We start from the raw sequence: 25,418 nt of genomic DNA, 5'->3' as shown, positions 1-25,418 counted from the left end.
TTTTTACTTAATCGCTTTCATTTTGCGAGTGCAAAGATACTTTTTAAAACCAATCTGACCAATGCTTTTTACAGGTATTTAAAAAAGTTAACTGACTTTAAAGAACTTACTCTAAAAATCGAAATACCAATTAAATAAATCGGTACGGATTCCGAAATTCATCCAAACGGTGTTTGACTTAAATGTTGATGTTGTTTCGGCTTCCGGATTAAAATCTCTAAAAGTTACATCTGCATAAATTTTTAGGTTTGATGCCGGATTTATTAAATATCCCGCCTGAAGATTTCCATTAAACACAGTGGTTTTATTTCCTTGACCAACTTCAACACCTTTATCGAATGGGCGATCGTCATAATCGCGATACACATCACCTCCATAACTGTAATTGTCCGTTCCATCATTAAAATCTAATCCGCGTGTACCAAAAATCAACTTAGCATTAGCAAACCATCGGTTATAATGATAGCGACCGATTAATATAAATTCACTAAAGTTAGCTCCCCATAAATGTGCCATAGACTGGTTGTTATGCCCGTAATTCGTGGCAATCGTATTATGAGAATAGGTATAAGGACGAATACGATTGTATTCTGCCTGAAGCAATAGATTATCAACTTTAAAGGCATTGTAATATTTAATACCAAACTGATAACCATATTTATTGGACCAACTTCGTTCGCCAGCTTTTACATCGCTGAGTTTAAATTCATCTAATACAAACTGACTATAAACATTAATGTTGTCGTTCACTTTATATTTTGCTGATGCTCCCAGAATGGCATTTCCAGCATCCTGTCCGGTTTCAAACTCTATTGCTCTGTAAAAAATAATCGGGTTTAGGTAATTAATATCAAATCCACGGTTATTAGCATCGGTCCACATTACTGATTCGAAAAAACCAAGATTTAAACGTTTCGATACATTCCAGCTTAAATAATGATTCGCCATGTACTTGGTTAAAAAGGCACCGTCTTCGGTAACTTCCGGACGCACATCGCGCAACCACATCCAGGTGTTGGTGTATTTAATTTTCCAGAACTGCGTATTTAATTTTAAAAACGGGTGCGGACTTGACACATCACTTAATAATAAGGAACGATACCCATCGCCTATAAAGTTTTTACCATGCCCAAACTGAATGTTTAAAAAATCTACAGGTGCATAAGACAAATAAGCTTCGGCAACAGGATAATCATACGAATCTGTTTTGAATCGTTTTGCTATACCTCGTCCGGGAATAATAGCCGGATCAGGCCCGAAAGCTTTTAAGCTTTCTGCATAGTCGTTAAAATATTGAGCAAAACGCCCCTGGCTTTCATAAACCGTAGTGAAAAAATTAAACTTCTTCCCTAATCCTCCTTGCACTCTTAGACCTCTCGTATTATTATAAGTTGAACTGAAATCGGCATCGGTATCTTTACCAACTTCCAAATCGAATATCGGATCGATGGTAAACCAATACTCTTTTCCCTGCAATTGCACTAAATGCTCATTCCATAACTTTCTACCAAACCAGGTCTCTCTCTTCTGCAGAAGCTTTTCTGTTTCTGCATCAAAATCGTAATACTTCGCGACATCCTGATAAACAAAAGGCTTTGATGCCGTATGACTGTTCGTTCCCACTAAGTTGATTTGCCTATCGAATTTGGCATAATCGGCATGCGTAAATGGAATGTTTAACTGACTTGAATACGCCTTATTTTCAAAAGCAACTAAAGTAGCATTAACACTATCAAACTCTGTTTTTGCTTTTTCTTCTATCGCTGTAATGGTTTTCATTTTTGATTCCTGATTTTGAATATCAGATTGATTAACAAGAGGAATCTTCACCTTTATAGAATATTGTTTAAATGTCTTTCTGCCATTATAAGTTGCAGGTGCCACCTTTGGGAATTCTGAAAATACACGCTTTGTTTCCGTTTTCAGTTCTTCATACATGGCATCAACATAAATAACTTTAAAGCTACCAAGCGTATCTACCTCAAAAAGCACCACAATATCTCCTTTATACTTATCGTCATTAACTTTTTGCGGTACATTAAAAGTGTTATAAATATGATTATAAACATTACTATCGAAACACTTTTGTAATTCACTAACCGATACCGAATCGCAATTTGAAAATACCGGTGGTTTCTCGTAATACAATCCATTTTGTGCATATACACTATATTGAAGACATACAAAAAGTAGGATGATGAATTGCTTCATGAATACCAGATTATAGTTGATAGAGTTGAATTTGGCAGAAAGATACTATATTTTTAATAATGCATTCGTTAAAAAAAGCCGATATCGAAAAACGACATCGGCTTAAAATTTTACTGGTTGGATAAAATTAATCCTGAACTTCGAAAATTATTGGTAAATCGTAAATAACATCTACATTTTTATCGCGTTGTTTCCCAGGTGTCATTACAGGGATAAAATCAATAACGCGTTCGGCCTCATTTTTTAATTCCGGATGTGGCGCTCTAATTTGTAAATCTTTTACCTCTCCTTTTTTATCTATAGTGAAGCGCGTTCTAATAACCTGTTTACCCGACAAACCATATTCACCACCTAAACCTGTATTAAATTTACGCTGAATAAGCTTTGTGATTTTATCTGACATGCATTTTTTACGTCCTGCATTATCCTTTTCCTTTTCACAACCCGGATAAATAGGCACTTGTTCTACTCTAATAAAACTAACCGCTGGCTCGACAGTTGGAGCATCAACAAGTTTTATCTTATCTGGATCTAAATCACTATTAGATAAAGAGGGTTCATCTTGTGCTTTAAAATTGTCTGTGGGTTCAATATCCGAATCGTTTTCTATCACTTCGGGTGGTAAATCCGTATCAGGTAATTCTGGTTGTGGTGGCTCTGGAATATCTACTTTTTCCTGATACACTTCGTAGTTTTCAACGTCGATTTCCTGTGGTCCATCATCATAAAAAACATCCCCAAAATCCATAGGCAGTTCAGATTGAAATTTCATTTCTAATAGTCCGTAAGCTGAGAGCAGGCAAACTATTAATCCGATTTGAAAATAGAGGGTCGTGTTTTTTTGTAAATTAGCCTCATGCTTTTGTGATTTTTTCACGATTTGCTCATTTTGCCGAATGAGATCGTGAGTTTTCTTTTGATTACTCATAATTATTAAAAGTTAAATGTTAATATTATGATAAAGTCACAATAAGCATACCAAAAAAGAAAACCCGTTACAGAAATTGTAACGGGTTTTTAATATTATAAACGTTTGTTATTAAACGAGATACCTTAGTCTTGTACTTGAAAAACGATTGGTAAAGAATATGGTACAGTTACCGCTTTTCCACGTTGTTTACCTGGTTCCATTTGAGGAAGCATTCCAATTACACGAGCTGCTTCTTTTTCTAAACCTGGGTGTGGTGCTCTGGCACGAATACCTGTTACCTTACCTGACTTGTCAATTTTAAAGATTACGTTAATACGTTGTCTTCCTGATAATCCTAAATCACTTGCTAAATCGGTATTAAACTTTTTACCAACAAACTGTGTGATTTTTTCAGACATACAATCTTTTTTCTCTTGATTGGTTTTCTTTTTCTCACAACCAGGGAAAACAGGTACGTTCTCGATTACTGCGAAAGGAACCTCAATATCTTCTTCTACTGCTGCTGCAACTTCTACGTCTGCTACCTCAACAATTTCTGTTTCCTGAGATACCTCTGTAGATTCGATAACGGTTTCTTCAACTTCAACCTCATCCTCTACAACTTCAATAACTTCTGGAGCTGCTGGCGGTGGTGGTGGTGGTGGTGGCGTAGCCATTTGGTTTGTTAGAGGAATTTCTTCTTCTATCTCTTGTTCCATCGCTACCATACCGATTTCAACTTCTTTATCGTCGTAAGTTTTATAGTTAATAGCCATGTTTGTTAAAAATAACAACAATGCTAAACCAATTGCAAAGTAAAGTGAACTATTACGTCCAACATTAGCTTTAGGATTCTTTTTAGGTTCCATAATTTAATTTCGTTTTTTCAGGATTGCTAAAATAACCATTTATTTGTCAAAAAAGCAAGTCTTTATAATTTTTTAATCTGTGTTCTGTTGTATACCAACACTACTACTACAGCCAACAAAACCCCTACTGAGTTTGCAATAACATCCTCAAAATCAGGTTTTCGCGTCACCGTTACCATCCCTTGCAATACCTCAATAATTATACCAAAAATTGTTGAAAATAATGCGGAATAAATTAAAGCTTTTACGTTGGGCATCTTAAACTTAAACAAAAACGTACCGTACCACAGTAAAGCTAACACTAAATAGGTCAAACTATGAAATACTTTATCGGCATTTGAAATCCCTACATCAGGCATTTCTTTTAGCTTCATTAAGCAAACGAACGTTAATGCTAAAGTGTAAAGAACACTTATTAAAAACAGATTTTTTTTAAGCACCAATTAGGGCTTTATAATCGTCTGCAGACATTAAACCTTCTACTTGAGAAAGGTCTGAACATTTTACTTTAATCATCCAACCGTCTCCGTATGGGTCACTGTTTACTGTTTCAGGAGCATCTTCTAAACCTTCGTTAAACTCGATAATTTCACCTGATACTGGTAAAAATAAATCTGATACGGTTTTAACAGCTTCTACAGTTCCAAAAATTTCTTCAGCTTCTAAAGTTTCATCAACAGTTTCAACCTCAACATAAACAATATCACCTAACTCGCTTTGTGCGAAATCTGTAATACCAATTGTTGCTACATCACCGTCTATACTTACCCACTCGTGGTCTTTAGTATATTTTAATTCTGCTGGAATATTCATTTTTATTATATATAAGTTTTAGTTTCGGCAAATGTATTTATTCAAAACCTAAATTCAAACACTTATTGTGTTAATTCCCAAAATTATATCGAAGGGTAAAACCTGATCGAATTGTTGTTTGCGGGAAGGCTGTACTAATCGCATAATCTGAAAACGCATAATCGAAATAGAAAATACCGGTTAGGTTTTTACTGAAAGCATAATCGGCCGAATATTTAAGTCCCCAGATGGTTTGACCAGAAGTTACCTGATTGTTTTCCAAATCTAGATATCTAATAATGGTTTTATTATCTCTTACCGAAATATCAGCTTTCATATTCAGATCACTTATAATGCGCTTACTTGGACCAGCCAGATTAGAATTTATTCTTAAGTCTTTAATTCGATACCCTAGCCCAATCACATATTCTTTACCCTGAACTTCGGTCATTAAATTATTATCGAAACTTAAAGATAGTAGTCTGTCGCGTTTAATTTCAGCTAAGATTTTAACTGAATTCTTCATTTCGAAATCAATACGCACTAACGGACTAAACATCTCGGTTAAGTTAATGTTACTGTATAAGGTTTCGTTCTTATAATTTCCCGACTGATTTTTAACATCGGCCGGCTGGCTATCGTATGCTACACTAAAATCAGGTTTTACATAATCTAAATTCGATTGGAATTGATTAATTGTATAAGTTGAACGGTACCCATGCGTTAAAGAGAAACGTTTAAAATTCTTTTTAAACCAGGTAAACTTCATAAATCCGGTATACTTTAAATCCCAGTTAGGAATTGGCATATCTCTAAACGCAGATGTTTTCACTTTCCCTGCATCCTGACCTGAATAAGCGGCTAAAAATGCCGGTAATAATACCGCCTGACTGTTTTTTCCAAATCCTTTAGGGAATCCGTCTGCATCTACATCTGTAATATCAACACCTTTGTCCTGAGCTAAACGTCTTGCAATGGTTAAACGGTTTGCTCTGAAATCGTTGAACGCTGCACTTGAGTTTTCATCACTTGAACTAAACGCTGTCTTAATTAATACAGTAGAAATATTAAAGTTACCAAAATTGTTAGGTGTTAACGATTCGTATTCATACTCACCACCAATATTATTTACTCGGTAATTCTCTGTATAATTATCGTAGTAGGCACGGTTACCAACCAAGTCTATCTTTAAATCTCTTAAAGGCTCTAAACTTGCCGAGATATCTAACTGTTTTGTATTGGTTGTTGAATACTGCTGATTAAACTCTGGAAAAACGGTTAACCATCCTTTTCTCGCGGCCATATATCGCACATCGCTTTGGCTACCAAACGTGAAACCAACAGTTGGTTTTAAGGTTCCAATAAAACCAGGTGTTTGTAAATACCCCGGTAAGAAAGTACCGTTATTCTCTGAATAATTTATCTGAATACGTTTAACAGCTGTTAAAAGATCAATACCTGTATTTAATGCTTTTGTTCCTGCCTGACTGTTTTTCTTAGGTTGATTTTGTTGCGTGCCAGGAGGGTTGTTTCTATTAGTATTAGAGGTACTTGTACGAGCTATTGGCTTTTTAACCAAACCTAATTCTCGATACAATCTATTCATGTCGAAACTTGAATTGATGTTATGCGTATTGGCATTTTGTACCGTATTCCCTAAATCGTAAGTCACGCCATCAACTTCTAATTCTCCATACAAATCAGATCCTTTTTGCCATTGAAAGTTTGCATTATACTGATAAGTGGCACTAATAAAACTTAAGGCCGGAATTTTATTAATCGGTACCTCGTAGGTTACACCCAAGTTTTGCATTTGACGGTTAGGATCTCCAAAATCGAAGAAACCATCCCAAACATCTAAACTCGGATCCTGTAACTGCTCTCCGGCTATGGTATTCTTAAAATAGTTACGTACAATATTGTTATTGGCAGCGGTGAAATTGAAACTCAACGCGTCCGTTAAATTATAATTTATGGTATACTGAAAATCGAACATATAATTTCTTCTAAACAGTTCTTCCACGCCAATATTTCCAGCGCCTAATTCAACCTCTCTGTACTTCTGACGGTTAAACTGTCTGTTAATATCTGTATTTACCGTAAAGCTTGATGGCAATAAATTAAGATTGAAATCTTTTAATAATTTCCAGTATTTCCCGGTAAATAACGAATCGTTCTTTTTAAATGGTTCGATACGGAATGGCTCAAAATTATAAGCATAATTCGCTCCGGCACGTACCGTTTTATTAACCGAATTTTCAATCTCAAAATCTCTGTGCTCAACCTTATTATACGAGTAGTTCAAGGTCAGGTTTTCTACATCGTAAAAATGTGGTTTCTCTTCTTCGTTGGTTTTTATCTTACGAACACCAATAAAGTTGATACTTTGACGCTTGGTATAATCTTCCGATTGTTCTTTAATACGATCTCTATCTGCACTTGTTTCAGCTGCATCCAATCTCGATTCTAAAGTTAAATCTTCGTAATACTGATCGTATTTTGGAGTGATTAACTCTTCACTTTGTGCATAGTTAAATGGCACCTGAATACCCCACTGTTTTGGCAACAACTGCCCTACGTTAATATTCGTAACCACATCGTATTGCTTCACATCTTCCAGACTACGCTGACTAGGTCCTTGCTCGATGCCACCAAAACCAGACGTGCTTTGTCTACCTGTAGCACTAATATTCATGAAATCGGCAAGGTTGGTGTCAATACTAACAATAGCTGCCCAACCACCTTCGTTATCCATATCAGATAAACGTAACTCATTAAACCAAACCTCAGCACATACATCGTTACTACTTGTAGCGTTTTTAACACCAACCATAAGAGTTCTTATATCTCCAAAGTTAGGATTACCTTTTACTCCAACACGATGTTGTCCGGAAACATATCCTGAATACGGATCGGCAACAGCACTAATTTCGCCATTAATAACATCGTAAAACGTTGGATCTTCATTACTCAATGTCATATCGGCAATACCCTGAGCTTTTATTCTTCCTAAAATTTCGATAGGTAAATTAATCTCGTTGGCTTCTGGCCAGATGCCTTCTCTTGATGAAGAGGTAGACACCTGTAAAGGAATTTCAATCTGGTAGAAGTTTTCGGTAAGGTCGTTACCCATTCTAATGAAACCAACAATATCATTATCAGTTAAATTCCCAACACCATCTTCGCCGTCTTCAGCATGAATAAACATTCTAAGACGTTTAAACTGACGCATGTCTATACTTATATTTTTATAAACCGCTTTAGAATCTTCAGCTTCCAGATTACAAACTTTAACAACTAACGATTGCTCATTTTGATCGATAACCGTGTTATTATTGAATAATTGTTCTGGCTCGATACCCGGCGGACGTTGGTAGCTACCTTCGTTTTCAATGGTTCCAATTACACCCACTGAAAAATCGGTTTGTGAATCTTCAGGTGTTGGGTCGTTCTTATCAAGAGCCTGAGTATAACGACGCCATTCGCTACGCACCAATTCTAACGAACCGAAACGGAATACCGTTGGCTGAACGAAATCTTTTAAATACACACGGGTGAAACGAATAGAACGGAAATCGGTAATACCCCCATAACGTTTGTATTCTGAAACATTAGTATCGTCAAACTTTTCTAAAGGCACGTTAATTGGTATTCTGAACTGATACCATCGTACATTTTTGCTATCGCCATTTGGCAATGATCTTGGTCGTTCTTTAAAATCTCTTAAAAACTCCTTAAGCGGATTTGAACTCGGAAGATTATCAAAATCGGCTTTCGATTCCGGTAAGTTTTGTCTAGTAATTTCAAGAGCATACTCAAAATAACTATCGATAGTATTCATCGTGTTATCTCGGTTCACATCCTCAACATCTGGTTGGGTATTAGCACCGCGGTCGGTATTTGAGAATGTATCAGGCGTATTTCCTTCTACTCCATTGTACTTTTTATAACGTTCAAAAATACCTCCTTCGGCATTTAAGAAATAGGTGTAGTTATCGTTTGAAGGGTCATCGCCAAAGTTAGATCCAAAAATAGCAAGCTCTTCCGCATCATCATAACCATCATATCCCACATCCTGATTATCTCTTTCCTGACCCGTAGTGTCAAAAGTATAAATTAAAGATTGGTTTAAAGGCGCCACCGTTCCCCACTCAGTTGGATTAAGTAAACTTACATCACCATCCTTTGGAAGACCATTCTCATATAACTTTTTACCATCTTTTATGATATCCTCTGAAATGTTTCCTAAGTTGAATACCAGGGTTCCTCCTGGATTCGCTGTATTTTCCTGAAATGGATCCTGCAACCAGAACTCGATATATTCCACATTTTGTTGTTCAAAATCGGTTGACGTTAACTGACGTGTAATCCCTGCCCAGGAATCCTGCGGATTATTAATCACATTATTAGTCGTGGTTGGATCAAAGTTATATGGTCCACGCTCGGTTGGATAGTATGCTAAATCTAATGTATTTAAAACCGAATTTTGTCCCTGAACCAAATCTCTTTCTGGATATAACTCCTGAATAAACACGCGACTCGTGTATAAACTCGATAAATCGTTGTCTGATATACCATTTGGTCGTTGTGCGCTATAAAAAATAGGATCGATGTTATACCAGTTAAGCATCGCTCTCTGATAACCATTCTGAATCCCGTTTTGATCTTCGTTAGGGTTTGTGGCAACATTCAGTTCCAACGGTCTACTTGATAAAAACCACGATTGCTGCGATTTTAAATCGATACTGTTTTGTGTTCCTTCAAAGTCATCAATATACGATGTTGCTTCTCCATTTAGATTAGTTCCTTTTGGAGCTCCCGGAGCCAGATATGCAAACTCACCACGTAATGATAAATTCGACTCTACATCGGTATCTATATTAGGCAACTTATTTACCAATCGTGTAAAGAAAGGTACTTTGGTTGCGTAATTTCCGTTGAAACCAAAAATGGTATTATTTATAGGCTCTGAACCGTAATTTGCTTTTTGGGTAATCGGGCGTTCATTTAAATTTAAAAGTGTTCCGCCCAACACAAAGTTTTCATTGAATTTATGTTCAATGTTAATACCGGTAAAACGTTTGGTTTGTTGTCCGAACACCGCGTTGTTTTCTGTCGATACTTCAATAGGTGTATTCGATGCCTTTAATGCTTCATCTAAAATTTGAACACGTCCCAATTGATAGTTTACCGTATAGTCGATACCTTCTACTAACACACGACCACCAGCAGTAACCTTTACAGAACCACGAGGCACATTAAATGACCCTATAGGAATACCATCGCTTCCGCTCGATTTAAAACGTCCTTTTAATTTGAATTTATTCTTTTCAACCTGTTCTAATGCAGCTGTCTTGGTACTGTTATAAAGTACGTTGTAGACATACTTTTTCTGATCGTCGTTATAACTTGCTTCGTTGGCATAATCACCATCTCCTAAAACCTTAAATAAGTACTCTCCAAAAGGCTCGGCACTGGTGAATATAATTTTACCGTTTTGCGGAATAACAGTTATACCGGAAACGAAATCGAAGAATCCGTCACCATTGGTTTGCGGATCGTTATTATAATTGAGTTTGTCTAAATTAAATACGCGTAATAAAGGAATATTTTGTAATTGTGCTTCTTCAGGGGTGCTCCCTGTTACAGGATTCCCGTAAATGTCTTTAGCAAAACTTCCACTAACCGGTTTAATGTAGTTTAACGGCGATGCTTCGTTGTAGAAAATATTTAATTTGAAATCTTCCTGACTTAAATTGTATGCGCCGGTATCGTAGACGTTTTTCATCATTAAGTCCCAGATTGGCTGCGTTACATTGGTAACACTACTTTTTAATAATTTTAATACCAGGTTCGTATTTACCACATTGGTAACCTGACCAGAACTGTTTGTCGTAACGTCGGTCGCATCAACACCATCGTTTGCAAATTCCCCAACCTGATACACTTGTCCGCCAACAGTATACTGAAAAGCAACAGCAAGCACCTCGTCATTATTTAAACGTTGATTTAATGAAATATACCCCAACTGACTATTGTATGTATATTCCTGACCATTAACTAACTTTCTTGCATTTTCCAGTTTCGCATAGTCGAATCCTTCATTTACTCCTGAAATATTAAAACCAGATTGAACTGTAGAAACATCACGAATACCTGAATTTAACTGTGAATTAGCTCCACCAATGTTGGTAGGATCGAAAGCATTATTTTCATTATCTGGAAAAGCTCCGGGCGTAGCAAACACATTAACTGTAGACGCCACTTTATCGGTTTCCCCTAAATCCTGCAGCGCAACAATATTTCTAACGTTATCAGTTTTATTACTTCGGTTGGTTACCCAAACCTCTAGCCTTGTAATTTGTAAGCCTCGGTTATTAATGAATGGGTAATTCTCTAATGCTCTATCGTAATTTTCTCTAAAGTACTGAGATAAGAAGAAGTGTCGGTTTTCGTCGTAATCACGAATAAATAATTCAAACTCTTCTAAGGTTCCTCCGCCTTGAGCAACCACTCTGTTAGCTTCAGATTTTTGTTCGGAAAATACCGCGGTAACGGTAGTTCTACCAAATTGTAATTGTGTTTTAACACCAAATAAACTTTGAGCTCCTGTAATTAAGGAACTGTTTAATGGCATATTAACGTTACCGACTTCTATTTTTTGAATGATATCGTCTTCTGTTGGCGTGTATTCTAATTTGATTAGATTCTGAAAATCGAAAGTCGATTGCGTATCGTAATTCGCACTAATCTGTAAACGTGTTCCAACTTTCCCCAATAAACTTAAGCTAATACGCTGGTCGAAATCAAAGGTGAAATTACTTCTATTTCGCGGAGAAAATGTCGGGTTATCCTGCTTTGAAAAGAGCACACCTAAATCCATTTCCACAGACCCTTGCGGAACTACTTCAATATCTCCACTCCCAAAAATACTTTCAAAAAGTCCAGATTTAACATAGAATTCGGGAAGCAAGTTTTTTTGAGCTTCTTCTTCTCCTTCCTTTTTTCCATCGAAAGCATCAATCTTTTGCTTGTAGTATTCTCTTAAGCTCTCCTTTGCCACCAAATCGTAATACTCTTTTGGTGTTAAGATTACCGGATACTTTATATTATAATTACCTATCTTTTCGGTATAGATATAACGATTGGTAACAGGATCATAAGTGTATTTAGACTCGATACTTTCCGGATCGGCAGTCTTAATAGTTCCTAAATTAAACCCAGTTTTTAAAGAATCTGGCTCCTGAGCCCAAAGTACTACCGAAAATAATAATGCTAAAGCTAAAAAAAAGCTTTTGTAGCGTTCATGCGTACGCCTGTAGTTTGATTTTTTAGAAATAAGGTTAGTTATGTTCAAAATCGAATTATAAATTTTTTAAAGCCTGCTTGATTATATTTTCTACGGTTGCTTCTGGTTCTGCTTTTAAAATCTTGTCTACAACACGCTCTGCCTGCTTTCTCACATAACCAAGAACCTCTAAAGCAGATAACGCTTCATCTTTGTTGGTATTGTCTTTAGAGACAGAAACTTCGCCAATATCGTAAATTTTAAGAACTTTATCCTTTAAGTCGATGATAACACGCTGTGCTGTCTTCGCTCCAATACCTTTTATAGACTGAATTAAAGCTACATCTTCACCTGCAATCCCTTCAATAACCTGCTTGGGAGTCAAGGAGGATAACATGGTACGGGCAATACTTGCTCCAATACCGCTAACCGATATAAGCAACCTGAACACTTCACGTTCTATCAAAGAAGAAAACCCATACAAGGTATGGGCGTCTTCTTTAATTTGTAGGTGTGTATATAACTTTAAAAATTCTTTATCTGGAATTTCGGAATACGTATGTAGTGAAATGTTTAATAAATAGCCAACACCGTTACAATCTATAACAACATCGGTTAAGTTTTTCTCTACAAGTTTCCCTTGAATATGTGTAATCATTTATAGCAATAGGTTTCATCCCAAATGTAGTAAAATTATTTAGAATGGAATGACTATAAACTTTGCTTTTCCTTCTCCTGTTTTTCCTTTTGTTGTGCGTCAACGACCGCTATTGCTGTCATGTTTACAATTTCGTCTACACTAGCACCAAACTGAAGAATATGAACAGGTTTACGCATACCCATCATGATTGGTCCAATAGAATCTGCCTCGTTTAACTCCTTTAAAAGTTTATACGTAATGTTAGCCGAATCCAAGGTTGGGAAAATCAAGGTGTTTACCTTTCTGTCAACCAATTTAGAGAATGGGAATTTATCTTTAAGCATATCTGCATTTAAAGCAAAATCGGTTTGTAATTCTCCATCTACAATCATATCCGGATAATAACGGTGTAAATACGCTACAGCATCACGAACTTTTGACGCTCTTGGATCTGATGAAGACCCAAAATTAGAATATGAAGTCATCGCCATTACTGGTGTTAAACCAAACATTTTAACCACTTGGGAGGTCATCTGTGCGATTTTGGTTAACGTTTTAGTATCCGGATCAATATTGATAGAGGTATCACTTAAGAATAATGGACCACGTTTGGTCATCATCATATTGGTAGTTGCCACACGTCTTACGCCATCAGCCATACCAATTAACTCTAACATTGGTTTCACAACTGTTGGATAACTTCTTGAATAACCTGTAATCAAAGCATCAGCATCACCTTCGTTAACCATCATAGCTGCAAAGTAATTACGCTCACGCATTAAACGTTGTGCCGAATAATAAGTTACACCACGGCGCTTACGTTGTTCCCAGTATACTTTAGCGTATCTATCCTTTCTTTCGTTTTCTTCTTCTGTTTTAGGATCGATGATTAAAATATCTTCAGCATCAAATTCAATTTCAGCCATCAATGCCTGAATTGCTTCTTTTCTTCCTAATAAAATTGGAATCGCAATGCCTTCTTCGTAAGCTATTTGTGCAGCTTTTAAAACCGGTAGCTGATCTGCTTCAGCAAACACCACACGTTTTGGATCTAACTTCGATCTGTTCAATAACAAACGTACCATTTTGTTATCGGAACCTAAACGCTCGCGTAACTTATCCTGATATTCTTCCCAATCGGTGATAGGTTCTTTTGCCACACCACTTTCCATAGCAGCTTTAGCTACAGCTGGTGGTACTTCAACAATTAAACGCGGATCGAATGGTTTCGGAATGATATATTCTTTACCGAAAGTTAATTTAGTTTCTCCGTAAGCAATATTTACCTGCTCTGGCACCGGTTCTTTAGCTAAACGCGCTAGAGCCTCAACCGCAGCCATCTTCATTTCTTCATTAATTTTTGTTGCACGAACATCTAACGCACCTCTGAAAATAAATGGAAAACCAAGTACATTATTTACCTGATTAGGATGGTCACTACGTCCTGTAGCCATAATGACATCTTTACGGGTTTTTATTGCTAAATCGTATTTAATCTCCGGATCAGGATTTGCCATAGCAAATACGATAGGATCGTTTGCCATTGATAATAACATCTCTGGAGACAATACGTTCGCCATAGATAAACCAATAAAGACATCAGAATCTACCATCGCTTCTTCCAAAGTATCAATTTTTCTATGCGTCGCGAACTCAGCCTTTTCTGAAGATAAGTTTTCTCTATCGTCACGAATAACACCTTTACTATCCAGCATAACCATATTCTCACGTTTAGCACCAAAAGCCTGGTATAAACGAGAACATGAAATCGCTGCTGCACCGGCACCACTAATTACGATTTTTGCCTCTTCAATTTTTCTTCCTGTTAATTCTAAAGCATTAATTAAGGCTGCCGCCGAAATAATAGCTGTACCATGCTGGTCATCATGCATTACAGGAATATCAAGCTCTTCCTTTAATCGGCGTTCAATTTCAAACGCACCCGGAGCTTTAATATCTTCAAGATTGATTCCTCCAAAAGTTGGAGCAATATTTTTTACAGTTTCAATAAACTTATCGACATCCTCTGTATCGACTTCAATATCGAATACATCGATATCTGCAAATATTTTAAATAACAAGCCTTTTCCTTCCATTACTGGCTTAGAAGCCTCTGGACCAATATTTCCAAGCCCTAAAACTGCTGTACCATTGGAAATTACAGCGACTAAATTTCCTTTCGCTGTATATTTATAAGCATTGTTTTTGTCTTTCTCAATTTCTAAACACGGTTCTGCAACTCCTGGAGAATATGCCAGAGATAAATCTCTTTGTGTTGCATATTTTTTGGTTGGAACTACTTTAATTTTACCTGGAGTAGGTTTTGCGTGATATATAAGTGCCTCTCTGCGTTTACTTTCTTCGCTCATAAATTAATAAGTTAACTGAAAGCAAAGATAGTAATACTATATTAGGTAAGCCTTGAATCTTTTAAGTTTTTAATGGTACTTTTTTAGCTAAAAAACATATTATATCACTATTTAATCTTCAATGAAATCGATATGTAAAACTTTATAATTGAACGGAATTTTCAAAATAACTTAATACTTGTTGTTTATAAGTTCGTGAAATTGGAAAATTCCATTGGGCATTAACAACAACTTCATTTCCATTTAAAGTAGCATAACGGGGATTAACTAAAAATGAACGATGAATGCGAAGAAACCCATTAAGACGTTGTTTCCATTCTGATATTCTCATATTGTTTTTAAATTCTTTACCATCCACTAGAACTGCCAGAGTAAACTCGCCTCGGCTTTCAATATATGCCAAGTTCTCAATATTAATTGTCGTTTTTTTTCTGTCGCTGTAAATGGTAATGGTTTCCTGCTCTTTTGGTTGCACCTTTTTGAAAAACATAAACTCTAACAACACGAAGAAGCCAATTATTAACCAAATAAACACAGGGCTTATTAAAACCTTGTCTAACAAATCTGCCTTAAGTTCAAGAAAATACCAGTAAGCAACTGCTATAGCAATATATCCCCAATAAAGCGACAACATAGCAATATAAAAATAGTGAATCCACTTTTTAACACCTTTAAGAAGATTAGCCTTTTCAACTCCAAATTTTACGATTAACGCTGCAGGTAGGAAAAACAAAGCAATTAACCACGCATTCAAAAAATTCGTAATAGAATTTTGTAACAACAAGGCTATTAAAACGGAGGCTATTAGCCAATACCCAATTCTAAATAAAGGATGTTTCTTCATAGCCTAAAATTATAATAATTCTGTTTCATTTGCTTTCTTACCCTTTAATGTTTTACCTTAGAAAGGGATTTTACAACTCCAGAACGGTTTATAACATCGTTTGAAACCAGGTTTTATAGATACTTTTAAAGGTAAACTTAAAACAAAAAATTATGTTGAATTTATTTTATGAAGGAGGCACATTATTCATGACCATCCTTACGGTTTTACTACTAGCTGTTATTGTTTGTTTCGTTAAATTCCCGGAATGGATTAAAGACATGGGGATTTTAGCCCTCTCGTTTGGGATTTTAGGACAGATTATTGGACTTTACAGTGCCTTTAAAGGGATTGAACAAATGGGACAGGTGAGTCAGGAAATGATGGCTGGTGGTTTAAAAGTCAGCTCCATTACAACTATGTACGGCTTACTGATTTATATTATCTCTGTTATTTTAAGCTTGATTAATAAACAAAAATTAATCAAATAACAATCGGTAAAATAGAACATTGACTTTTTAAGGTTTTAAAAAGTCAATGTTTCGTTTTAATCCAGAAAATTTGGTACGCTTTACCGCAGATTTTTTAAATATTTCACCGAAAACTTCCTGGGTAATCTCTTCCCAGTCTTTTTTAGTCATCGATAATAATTCCGGGTACGGATTGAATAACGGTTCGTTGTGGGCTTTTGAAAATCGGTTCCATGGACATACATCCTGACACACATCGCAACCAAACATCCAGTTGTCAAATTGTCCTTTAAATTCAGTTGGAATGTTATCTTTTAATTCGATAGTGAAATAGGAAATACATTTACTGCCATCAACAACATAAGGTTCCGTTATGGCCTGTGTAGGGCAAGCATCTATACATTTGGTACAGGTACCACAATGGTCGGTGGTTGCAGAATCATATTCCAATTCTAAATCCACAATTAATTCAGCTATAAAATAAAAGGACCCTACCTGTTGGGTTAGTAAATTACTGTTTTTGCCAATCCAGCCCAATCCACTTTTGGCTGCCCAGGCTTTGTCTAATACTGGTGCAGAATCGACAAAAGCACGGCCATGAACTTCTCCTATTTCCTCATGAATAAAATGAAGAAGTTCCTTCAACTTATCTTTTATTACAAAATGATAGTCCGTTCCGTAAGCATATTTACTAATTTTTGGTGCTTCAGAATCTTTCTGAACGTCTTCTGGATAATAATTTAGCAATAAGGAAATCACACTTTTTGAATCCTCAACCAACTTTGTTGGATCTAAACGTTTGTCGAAATGGTTTTCCATGTATCGCATTTCGCCATGCATTTGCTTATTCAACCAACGTTCTAGAAGTGGTGCTTCAGCTTCAAGAAAACCAGCCTGGCTAATACCACAAGATAAAAAACCGAGGCGTTTGGCTTCGGTTTTTATCAATTGTGTATGTTTAGATTTTGTATTCATTTATTCAAATAATCCACCTTGAACAGATCCGCGAACGCGACCTAAATGTTTATATGCTTGTTCGGTGACTTCACGACCACGAGGTGTACGCATAATAAACCCTTGTTGAATTAAAAAGGGTTCGTAAACTTCTTCTATGGTTTCTGCGCTTTCACTAACCGCAGTTGCCAAAGTTGTAATACCCACGGGACCACCCTTGAATTTATCGATAATGGTGGTTAGGATTTTATTATCCATTTCATCCAATCCATGGGCGTCAACATTCAGAGCTTGTAAAGCAAACTTTGCTATTTTAATATCGATACGTCCATCGCCCTTTATCTGGGCAAAATCACGAACCCTACGCAATAAAGCATTCGCTATACGAGGTGTTCCTCGACTACGTCCAGCAATTTCTATAGCTGCTTCCATACTAATAGGCACATTTAAAATGGATGCACTACGCTCTATAATGGTTGATAGTAATTCGGTGTTATAATACTGTAATCGACTTTGAATTCCAAAACGAGCACGCATCGGTGAGGTTAGTAAACCTGAACGGGTAGTAGCTCCAACCAAAGTAAAAGGATTCAAATTAATTTGAACGGTTCTTGCGTTTGGCCCAGATTCGATCATGATATCAATTTTATAATCCTCCATAGCCGAATATAAATACTCTTCAACTATAGGGCTTAATCGGTGAATCTCATCAATAAACAACACATCACGTTCATCAAGATTGGTTAACAATCCGGCCAAATCCCCTGGCTTGTCTAAAACAGGACCTGAAGTCACTTTAATACCTACATTAAGCTCGTTAGCCAGAATATGTGCTAAAGTCGTCTTACCTAATCCCGGAGGTCCGTGAAACAACGTGTGATCTAAAGCTTCATCACGCATATTAGCAGCCTGAACAAAAACCTGTAAGTTTTCCAACACCTGATCCTGACCTGCAAAATCGTTAAAGCTGAGGGGTCTTAACTTTTTTTCTACATCCATTTCTTCCGGAGAGAAATGCTCGTTTGTGGGATCTAAGTTTTCGTTCATATTAAAACCCCTTCGACTCCGCTCAGGGTGACATTTAGTGTAGCGTTTAGAACCGAAAAACAGATTCTAATGATTAACTATTCAATTAAAAGAAATTATATAGTTCCTTTTATAAAGCAAATATAAAGAAAAAGCCTTTCTAAATTTAGAAAGGCTTTTTGGTATTTAAATATTGTTTGTCTTAGTGTTGAAGTTCTTCTTCACCATCCTTTAAAGGAACGTTTTGCGGAACGAAGTCAACATCATGACCTGGTTTACTGTAATCGTAAGCCCAACGGTATACCGTAGGAATCTCTCCTGGCCAGTTTCCGTGGATGTGCTCTACTGGAGTTGTCCACTCTAACGTAGTCGATTTCCAAGGGTTTTGAGTTGCTTTCTTACCATAAAAAATACTGATAAAGAAGTTGTATAAGTAAATGATTTGAACCACACCACCAACTAAAGCGAATACAGTGATAATAACATTTACATCTGCTAAATCATCAAATAATGGGAAGTTACTGTTAGTGTAGTAACGACGAGGTAAACCAGCCATTCCGATAAAGTGCATTGGGAAGAATACACCGTAAGCACATACTGCAGTAATCCAGAAGTGAATGTATCCTAAGTTTTTGTTTAACATACGTCCGAACATTTTAGGGTACCAGTGGTAAATACCAGCAAACATACCGTAAAGTGCAGAGATACCCATTACTAAGTGGAAGTGAGCCACAACGAAATATGTATCGTGAACGTTAATATCTAAAGCAGAATCTCCTAAAATAATCCCTGTTAAACCTCCGGTGATGAACGTAGATACGAAACCGATAGAGAATAACATCGCAGGGTTCATTTGTAAGTTACCTTTCCATATGGTTGTAATCCAGTTGAAGGCTTTTACTGCTGATGGAATTGCAATTAATAACGTTGTGAATGTAAACACAGATCCTAAGAATGGATTCATACCTGATACGAACATGTGGTGACCCCATACAATCGTAGATAAGAATGCAATTGCTAATATAGAAGCAATCATCGCACGGTAACCAAAGATTGGTTTACGAGAATTTGATGCCATAATCTCTGACACAAGACCCATCGCAGGTAAAATAACGATATATACCTCCGGGTGACCTAAGAACCAGAATAAGTGTTCGAATAATACTGGTGAACCACCGTGGTAGTGTAATACTTCACCTTGAATAAAGATATCTGATAAGAAGAATGATGTACCAAAACTTCTATCCATGATCAATAATAATGCAGCAGATAATAATACCGGGAACGATACGATACCAATTACAGCTGTAATAAAGAAAGCCCAGATAGTTAAAGGTAATCTTGTCATGGTCATACCTTTTGTACGTAAGTTAAGTACAGTAACCACATAGTTTAATGATCCTAATAACGAAGAAGCAATAAAGATAGCCATGGCTACTAACCATAAGGTCATACCCATACCAGAACCACCCTGCGCCATTGGTAAAGCACTTAACGGAGGATAGATTGTCCAACCTGCAGCAGCTGGTCCAGCTTCAACAAATAAAGAAATTACCATGATGATACTAGAAAGGAAAAATAACCAGTAAGACACCATGTTTAAGAATCCTGATGCCATATCGCGAGCACCAATTTGTAACGGAATTAATAAGTTACTGAATGTACCACTTAATCCTGCTGTTAATACAAAGAATACCATGATGGTACCGTGAATGGTAACTAATGCTAAATATATATCGGCATCCATTACACCTTCAGGAGCCCATTTACCTAATAAAGCTTCAAACAATACGTTTGGCTCTTCAGGCCATGCAATCTGCATACGGAACATCATAGACATTAAAATCCCAATAACTCCCATGATAGTACCAGTAATAAGGTACTGCTTAGCAATCATCTTGTGGTCCATACTAAAGATATACTTCGTCATGAAGGTCTCTTTATGATGATGTCCGTGGTCGTCGTGAGCGTGAGTATCTGCGTGTGCTGACATAATCTTATATCGTATTTATCTTTTTATTAATTGATTAGTTAAGAGAATTTTTAAATTCCTTTTGCTCTTTAATCCAAGCGTCAAACTCTTCTTGAGTTTCAACAACAATTTTCATTTGCATATTGTAGTGAGATTTACCACAAATTTTGTTACAAATTAATAAGTAATCAAACTCGTAGCGATCTAAAGCATCCTCTCCTTTAGCAACTAATTCTTCACTCTTTTCTACTCTGATTTTGTTGATGTTTGCAACTTTTTCAACCATATCAGGGTTTAGTCTCATTTCCTCGCTTGTTACAGTTGGAGTAAATCCGAACTGAGTAATCATACCAGGAACACAGTTCATTTGCGCTCTAAAGTGTGGCATGTAAGCCGAGTGTAATACGTCTTGAGAACGCATTTTAAATAATACCGGTTTTCCAACTGGCAAGTGTAATTCTTTAGTAATGATATCGTCTTGAGCATTAGGATCAGCTTCATCTAAACCTAAAACGTTAGCTCTATCGATATCAATTAAACGTACATTAGCTTTTCCTAACGTGTTATCCTGACCAGCATAACGCGCTGTCCAGTTAAACTGCTGAGCGTATAATTCAACTACCATCGGGTCGTCACTTTCGTCAACACCCATAATGTTAACCCAAGTATTCAATCCGTAGATAATTAAACCTGCTAATACAATTACAGGAATGATTGTCCAAATAGCTTCTAACTTATTGTTATCTGCAAAGAATAACGCTTTCTTACCTTTTTCACCTTTATATTTAAATGCGAAATAGTGTAATAAAAATTGGGTTATAGTTTGAACAAAAAATATGATAACTAACGAAATAGCCATTAAGTTATCGATTGTTGGACCATGTTCTGAAGCAGAGTTAGATAGTAAAGGTAAATCTCCCCATTTAACTATACATACAATGGTAATGATATAAATGAAGGCTAAGAAGCCCATCATTAAATAAGCATTTATTTTGTTGTCCTTATCGGTAGCTACTTGGCCACATTCCGATGAAGCCTGAGCCAAATCGAAAATCTTTACCATTTGCCAGATGGCAACCAGAATAAATACTAATACTATAATTGTTAATAAAGCAGTCATTGTTATCGTTCGTCTTTATTTATATCTTAATTAATAATGGAAATCTTCACTTTCTTTGATTAAAGGATATCCTTTTGCTAATAACGGTGCTTTTGTTAAAGCGGTGAAAACAACAAATATGAATAAACCTCCGAATAATAATATTGAACCGATTTCTGGGATTCCTATAAACCATCTATCTCCAACTGTAGCAGGCATAATCATATTGAAAATGTCAACATAGTGACCAAATAAGATTACGATACCTGTCATTACCACAAACCAAGGCACACGTTTAAAATCAGCATTCATCAATAATAATACTGGGAAGATGAAGTTAAGTGCCACCATACCGAAGAATGGTAATTTATAATCGTTAATACGAGTTATAAAGTATGTTACCTCCTCTGGAATGTTAGAGTACCAGATAAGCATGAATTGTGAGAACCATAAGTATGTCCAGAAAATACTAATCGCGAACATAAACTTAGCCACATCGTGTAAGTGGTTTGCGTTTACAAATTCTAAGTATCCTTTAGATTTTAAGTAGATGCTCATTAAAGCGATAACTGTAATACCACTTACAAACATACTTGCAAATACATACCATCCAAATAATGTAGAGAACCAGTGTGGATCAACACTCATTACCCAATCCCAAGACATCATAGATTCTGAATAGATGAAGAATACTAAGAATGCCGCAGCAATACGGAATGATTTCTTAAAGTTCGTGTTATATTGTGCGTTATCTTGAGCGATAGAAAATTTACGAGCAAAGTGACGGTATAAAGCCCATCCTGCAATAAATACTAAACCTCTAACAGCAAACATTGGTAAGTTTAACCAACCTGATTTTCCTTGAATTAATTCATCATGAGCAACCACTTCTGGATCCATCCAAATGAAAAGGTTGTAGTGACCAATTGTACCAGATGCAATAGCAATCGCTAATACAATTAAAGCTCCAGGTAATACGTAAGCAGTGATTGCTTCCATAACTCTGAATAATACTGGAGACCATCCTGCCTGCGATGCAATTTGAATCGCATAGAAGGCTAAAACGCCTAAACCAATCATCATAAAAAAGAAAGCTCCAACATATAAAGCAGACCAAGGACGGTTTGCTATCTGGTGTTGAACATGCTCTGCGTGAGCGTCACCGTGGTGCGCATCTTCAGCGTGAGCAACTTCTCCGTGTACTGCCTCTCCATGAGCATCATGAGTATCGGCTACTACATGAGTAGCTTCTTCACCATGACCACCACCGTGATGTGATGCCTCTTCAGCAAGCATAGTTTTTACTTCGTCTAAAGATTTATGAGATGTCATAAAACCATATCCAACACCTAACAATCCTAAAACCATTAGAATGATAGAAAATGTCTTTAATTTATTTGAAAATGTGTACATATCTATATAATCTTATCTTCTTACTTTACTAAATCAGCTCTTAATTTTAACACGTATGAAACTACTTGCCAACGCTCTTCTTCATTGATTTGATTAGCGTAAGAACCCATAGCATTTTTACCGTAATAAATAGTGTGGTAAATACTTCCTGCTGTAATCTCTCTATCGGCGTAGTTTGGTATACCTAATATTTTTTCACGTTTTACTAAGTTACCTTGACCGTCACCTTTATTACCGTGACAAATACCACAGTAAATATCGTAAAGCGCTTTTCCTCTTTCTAAATCAACCTGAGTAGAATCTAAAGGACTAACTAAATTCGCTTTAGCTAATTCATATCCCTCTGTAGAATTTTCAATATCGAAAGGAACAAATCCTCTAGCTATTGTACCTGCTACAGGTAATTGTGCTTCTACTCCGTTTTTAAATGCAGCCGATTCGCTATATGTTTCATAGCCTACAGATTCATACATATTTGGCATGAATTGGTAGTTTGGTGCTGTATCCTTTTTACATGATACCGCTACTAAAACAACTGCTACTGCTAATATTTTAATTAAGCTCTTCATCTTTATCTTAATGCGCTTTATCAATTAAATTAATTTCTACTGCTCCAGTTTCACTTAGTAAACTTTGTAATGCTTCTTCGTTACCGTTAACAGAAATTTCCATTAAGAAATGATCGTCTGTTGTTCTTGGATCTGGATTTTCAGCATTTTTAAATGGCCACATTCTACTACGTAAGTAAAACGTAATTACCATTAAGTGAGCTGCAAAAAATACCGTTAACTCAAACATAATTGGTACGAAAGCCGGCATATTTTCAATAAAGCTAAAACTTGGTTTACCACCAATGTTTTGTGGCCAGTCTTCAATCATGATGAAATTCATCATAGTGATGGCTACTGTTAAACCTACCAATCCGTATAAAAATGCTGTAATAGCAATACGCGTTGGTGCTAATCCCATAGCTTTATCTAGTCCGTGAACCGGAAACGGTGTATATACTTCGTCAATGTGATATTTTGCTGCCTTAACCTTTTTTACAGCCGACATTAAAATATCGTCATCATTATAAATAGCGTGAATTACTTTAGATGCTTCCATTGTTTACGCTTAGATTTTAGTGTTGTTAACTTTTCCAGAAGTTCTTTCGTCAGCTCCTGTTCCTACTAAACTTTCTCCTGCCTCTCTAATCTTCTTGTAACGTTCTCCAGAAGACTTAAGGATAGTCTTAACCTCTGCCTGTGCAATTACCGGGAATGTTCTTGAGTATAATAAGAATAATACGAAGAAGAATCCGATAGTTCCAACAAAGATACCGATATCAACAAATGTTGGCGAGAACATTGTCCAAGACGATGGTAAGTAATCACGGTGTAACGATGTTACGATAATTACGAAACGCTCGAACCACATTCCTATGTTTACCACGATAGAGATAAAGAATGAGAACATGATACTTGTTCTTAATTTCTTGAACCACATGAACTGTGGAGAGAATACGTTACAAGTCATCATCGCCCAATATGCCCACCAGTAAGGTCCTGTTGCTCTATTTAAGAAAGCATATTGCTCATACTCTACTCCAGAATACCAAGCAATAAATAACTCAGTAATATAAGCCACACCTACAATAGAACCAGTAATCATGATTACGATGTTCATTAACTCGATGTGTTGTACTGTAATATAATCTTCAAGGTTACATACTTTACGCATTACAATAAGCAATGTGTTTACCATCGCGAATCCTGAGAATACCGCACCGGCAACGAAGTAAGGAGGGAAGATAGTAGTGTGCCATCCTGGAATTACCGAGGTAGCGAAGTCAAACGATACGATGGTGTGTACAGAAAGTACTAACGGTGTTGCTAAACCTGCAAGAACTAAAGATACTTCTTCAAAACGTTGCCAGTCTTTTGCTCTACCTGTCCAACCAAAACTTAATAATGAATAAATTTTCTTTTGGAATGGTTTAATAGCTCTATCTCTTAACATAGCGAAATCTGGTAATAAACCTGTCCACCAGAATACTAATGATACAGATAAATATGTAGAAATCGCGAATACGTCCCATAATAATGGTGAGTTAAAGTTAACCCATAAAGAACCAAATTGGTTCGGGATTGGCAATACCCAGTATCCTAACCATGGACGACCCATGTGAATAATTGGGAATAAACCTGCTTGTACTACCGAGAAGATAGTCATCGCTTCCGCAGAACGGTTAATTGCCATTCTCCATTTTTGACGGAATAATAAAAGTACAGCAGAAATAAGAGTTCCTGCGTGACCAATACCAACCCACCAAACGAAGTTAGTAATATCCCAGGCCCAACCAACGGTTTTATTTAAACCCCAAGTTCCAATACCTGTAGATATGGTATAAATGATACATCCAAGACCCCAAAGAAAGGCAGCTAGTGCAATACCAAAAACTATCCACCACTGTTTATTTGCTTTTCCTTCAACAGGCTTTGCTACATCCACAGTTACATCGTGGTAAGACTTCTCTCCTGTAACTAAGGGTCTTCTAATAGGTGCTTCGTAATGAGACGCCATAATTATATAATTGATTC

18 protein-coding genes are annotated in these 25,418 nt (G+C 36.4%); 1 reads left to right on the top strand and 17 read right to left on the bottom strand.

The annotated features are described in order from the left end of the window. Nucleotides 1–111: 111 nt before the first annotated feature. From NO995_RS17660 to NO995_RS17620, 9 genes are all read right to left on the bottom strand, one after another. Nucleotides 112–2,211: a gliding motility protein RemB gene (locus tag NO995_RS17660; protein ID WP_258228626.1), complete on the bottom strand. Its 2,100-nt coding sequence runs from the start codon at nucleotides 2,209–2,211 to the stop codon at nucleotides 112–114. Nucleotides 2,212–2,338: 127 nt separating this feature from the next. Beyond that, complete coding sequence (locus NO995_RS17655) at nucleotides 2,339–3,139, bottom strand: energy transducer TonB (RefSeq protein ID WP_258228625.1); 801 nt, start codon at nucleotides 3,137–3,139, stop codon at nucleotides 2,339–2,341. Nucleotides 3,140–3,264: 125 nt separating this feature from the next. Beyond that, a complete protein-coding gene (locus NO995_RS17650; protein WP_240575257.1) occupies nucleotides 3,265–3,990 on the bottom strand; it encodes an energy transducer TonB in 726 nt (241 codons plus the stop codon). A 62-nt stretch (nucleotides 3,991–4,052) separates the two neighbouring features. Continuing rightward, complete coding sequence (locus tag NO995_RS17645) at nucleotides 4,053–4,364, bottom strand: VanZ family protein (RefSeq protein WP_258228624.1); 312 nt, start codon at nucleotides 4,362–4,364, stop codon at nucleotides 4,053–4,055. A 58-nt stretch (nucleotides 4,365–4,422) separates the two neighbouring features. Then, complete coding sequence (gcvH, locus tag NO995_RS17640) at nucleotides 4,423–4,803, bottom strand: glycine cleavage system protein GcvH (protein WP_240575253.1); 381 nt, start codon at nucleotides 4,801–4,803, stop codon at nucleotides 4,423–4,425. A gap of 70 nt (nucleotides 4,804–4,873) precedes the next feature. Then, nucleotides 4,874–12,139 (bottom strand): cell surface protein SprA, encoded by a 7,266-nt coding sequence (gene sprA, locus NO995_RS17635; RefSeq protein ID WP_258228623.1) that lies wholly within the window; start codon nucleotides 12,137–12,139, stop codon nucleotides 4,874–4,876. A 7-nt stretch (nucleotides 12,140–12,146) separates the two neighbouring features. Continuing rightward, entirely contained in the window at nucleotides 12,147–12,728 is a 582-nt protein-coding gene (ruvA, locus tag NO995_RS17630) for a Holliday junction branch migration protein RuvA (protein WP_258228622.1), read from the bottom strand. A 53-nt stretch (nucleotides 12,729–12,781) separates the two neighbouring features. Next, nucleotides 12,782–15,079 (bottom strand): NADP-dependent malic enzyme, encoded by a 2,298-nt coding sequence (locus NO995_RS17625; protein WP_258228621.1) that lies wholly within the window; start codon nucleotides 15,077–15,079, stop codon nucleotides 12,782–12,784. A 142-nt stretch (nucleotides 15,080–15,221) separates the two neighbouring features. Further along, complete coding sequence (locus NO995_RS17620) at nucleotides 15,222–15,923, bottom strand: LytTR family DNA-binding domain-containing protein (protein ID WP_258228620.1); 702 nt, start codon at nucleotides 15,921–15,923, stop codon at nucleotides 15,222–15,224. A gap of 152 nt (nucleotides 15,924–16,075) precedes the next feature. On the opposite strand from NO995_RS17620, the gene NO995_RS17615 reads away from it, so the two are divergent. Next, nucleotides 16,076–16,393 (top strand): MotA/TolQ/ExbB proton channel family protein, encoded by a 318-nt coding sequence (locus NO995_RS17615; protein ID WP_258228619.1) that lies wholly within the window; start codon nucleotides 16,076–16,078, stop codon nucleotides 16,391–16,393. A gap of 27 nt (nucleotides 16,394–16,420) precedes the next feature. Here the strand turns inward: NO995_RS17615 and queG are convergent, their stop codons facing one another. The 8 genes from queG to nrfD form a co-directional block, all read right to left on the bottom strand. Beyond that, nucleotides 16,421–17,347, bottom strand: coding sequence for a tRNA epoxyqueuosine(34) reductase QueG (gene queG / locus NO995_RS17610; protein WP_258228618.1), 927 nt, complete (start codon nucleotides 17,345–17,347; stop codon nucleotides 16,421–16,423). Beyond that, on the bottom strand, nucleotides 17,348–18,373 hold the full coding sequence (gene ruvB, locus NO995_RS17605; protein ID WP_258228617.1) for a Holliday junction branch migration DNA helicase RuvB: 1,026 nt from the start codon (nucleotides 18,371–18,373) through the stop codon (nucleotides 17,348–17,350). A gap of 181 nt (nucleotides 18,374–18,554) precedes the next feature. Further along, a complete protein-coding gene (locus NO995_RS17600) occupies nucleotides 18,555–20,345 on the bottom strand; it encodes a cbb3-type cytochrome c oxidase subunit I (protein WP_240575244.1) in 1,791 nt (596 codons plus the stop codon). Between the two features lie 34 nt (nucleotides 20,346–20,379). Then, nucleotides 20,380–21,444, bottom strand: a complete 1,065-nt coding sequence (locus NO995_RS17595; protein ID WP_240575243.1) for a cytochrome c oxidase subunit II — start codon at nucleotides 21,442–21,444, stop codon at nucleotides 20,380–20,382. Nucleotides 21,445–21,474: 30 nt separating this feature from the next. Continuing rightward, nucleotides 21,475–22,836 carry a quinol:cytochrome C oxidoreductase gene (locus NO995_RS17590; protein WP_258228616.1) on the bottom strand — a complete coding sequence of 454 codons (1,362 nt, stop codon included), beginning with the start codon at nucleotides 22,834–22,836 and terminating at the stop codon, nucleotides 21,475–21,477. Nucleotides 22,837–22,856: 20 nt separating this feature from the next. Then, entirely contained in the window at nucleotides 22,857–23,405 is a 549-nt protein-coding gene (locus NO995_RS17585; protein WP_240575232.1) for a cytochrome c, read from the bottom strand. Nucleotides 23,406–23,412: 7 nt separating this feature from the next. Further along, nucleotides 23,413–23,943 carry a DUF3341 domain-containing protein gene (locus tag NO995_RS17580; protein ID WP_240575231.1) on the bottom strand — a complete coding sequence of 177 codons (531 nt, stop codon included), beginning with the start codon at nucleotides 23,941–23,943 and terminating at the stop codon, nucleotides 23,413–23,415. A gap of 9 nt (nucleotides 23,944–23,952) precedes the next feature. Next, a complete protein-coding gene (nrfD, locus tag NO995_RS17575; RefSeq protein WP_258228615.1) occupies nucleotides 23,953–25,401 on the bottom strand; it encodes an NrfD/PsrC family molybdoenzyme membrane anchor subunit in 1,449 nt (482 codons plus the stop codon). Nucleotides 25,402–25,418 lie beyond the last annotated feature (17 nt).

Origin of the sequence: Aestuariibaculum sp. M13, assembly GCF_024723255.1 — a bacterium.
In the GTDB taxonomy this organism is placed as follows: Bacteria; Bacteroidota; Bacteroidia; order Flavobacteriales; family Flavobacteriaceae; genus Aestuariibaculum; species Aestuariibaculum lutulentum.
Note: the sequence above shows the minus strand (reverse complement) of the source record. Positions and strands in the feature narration are given on the sequence as shown.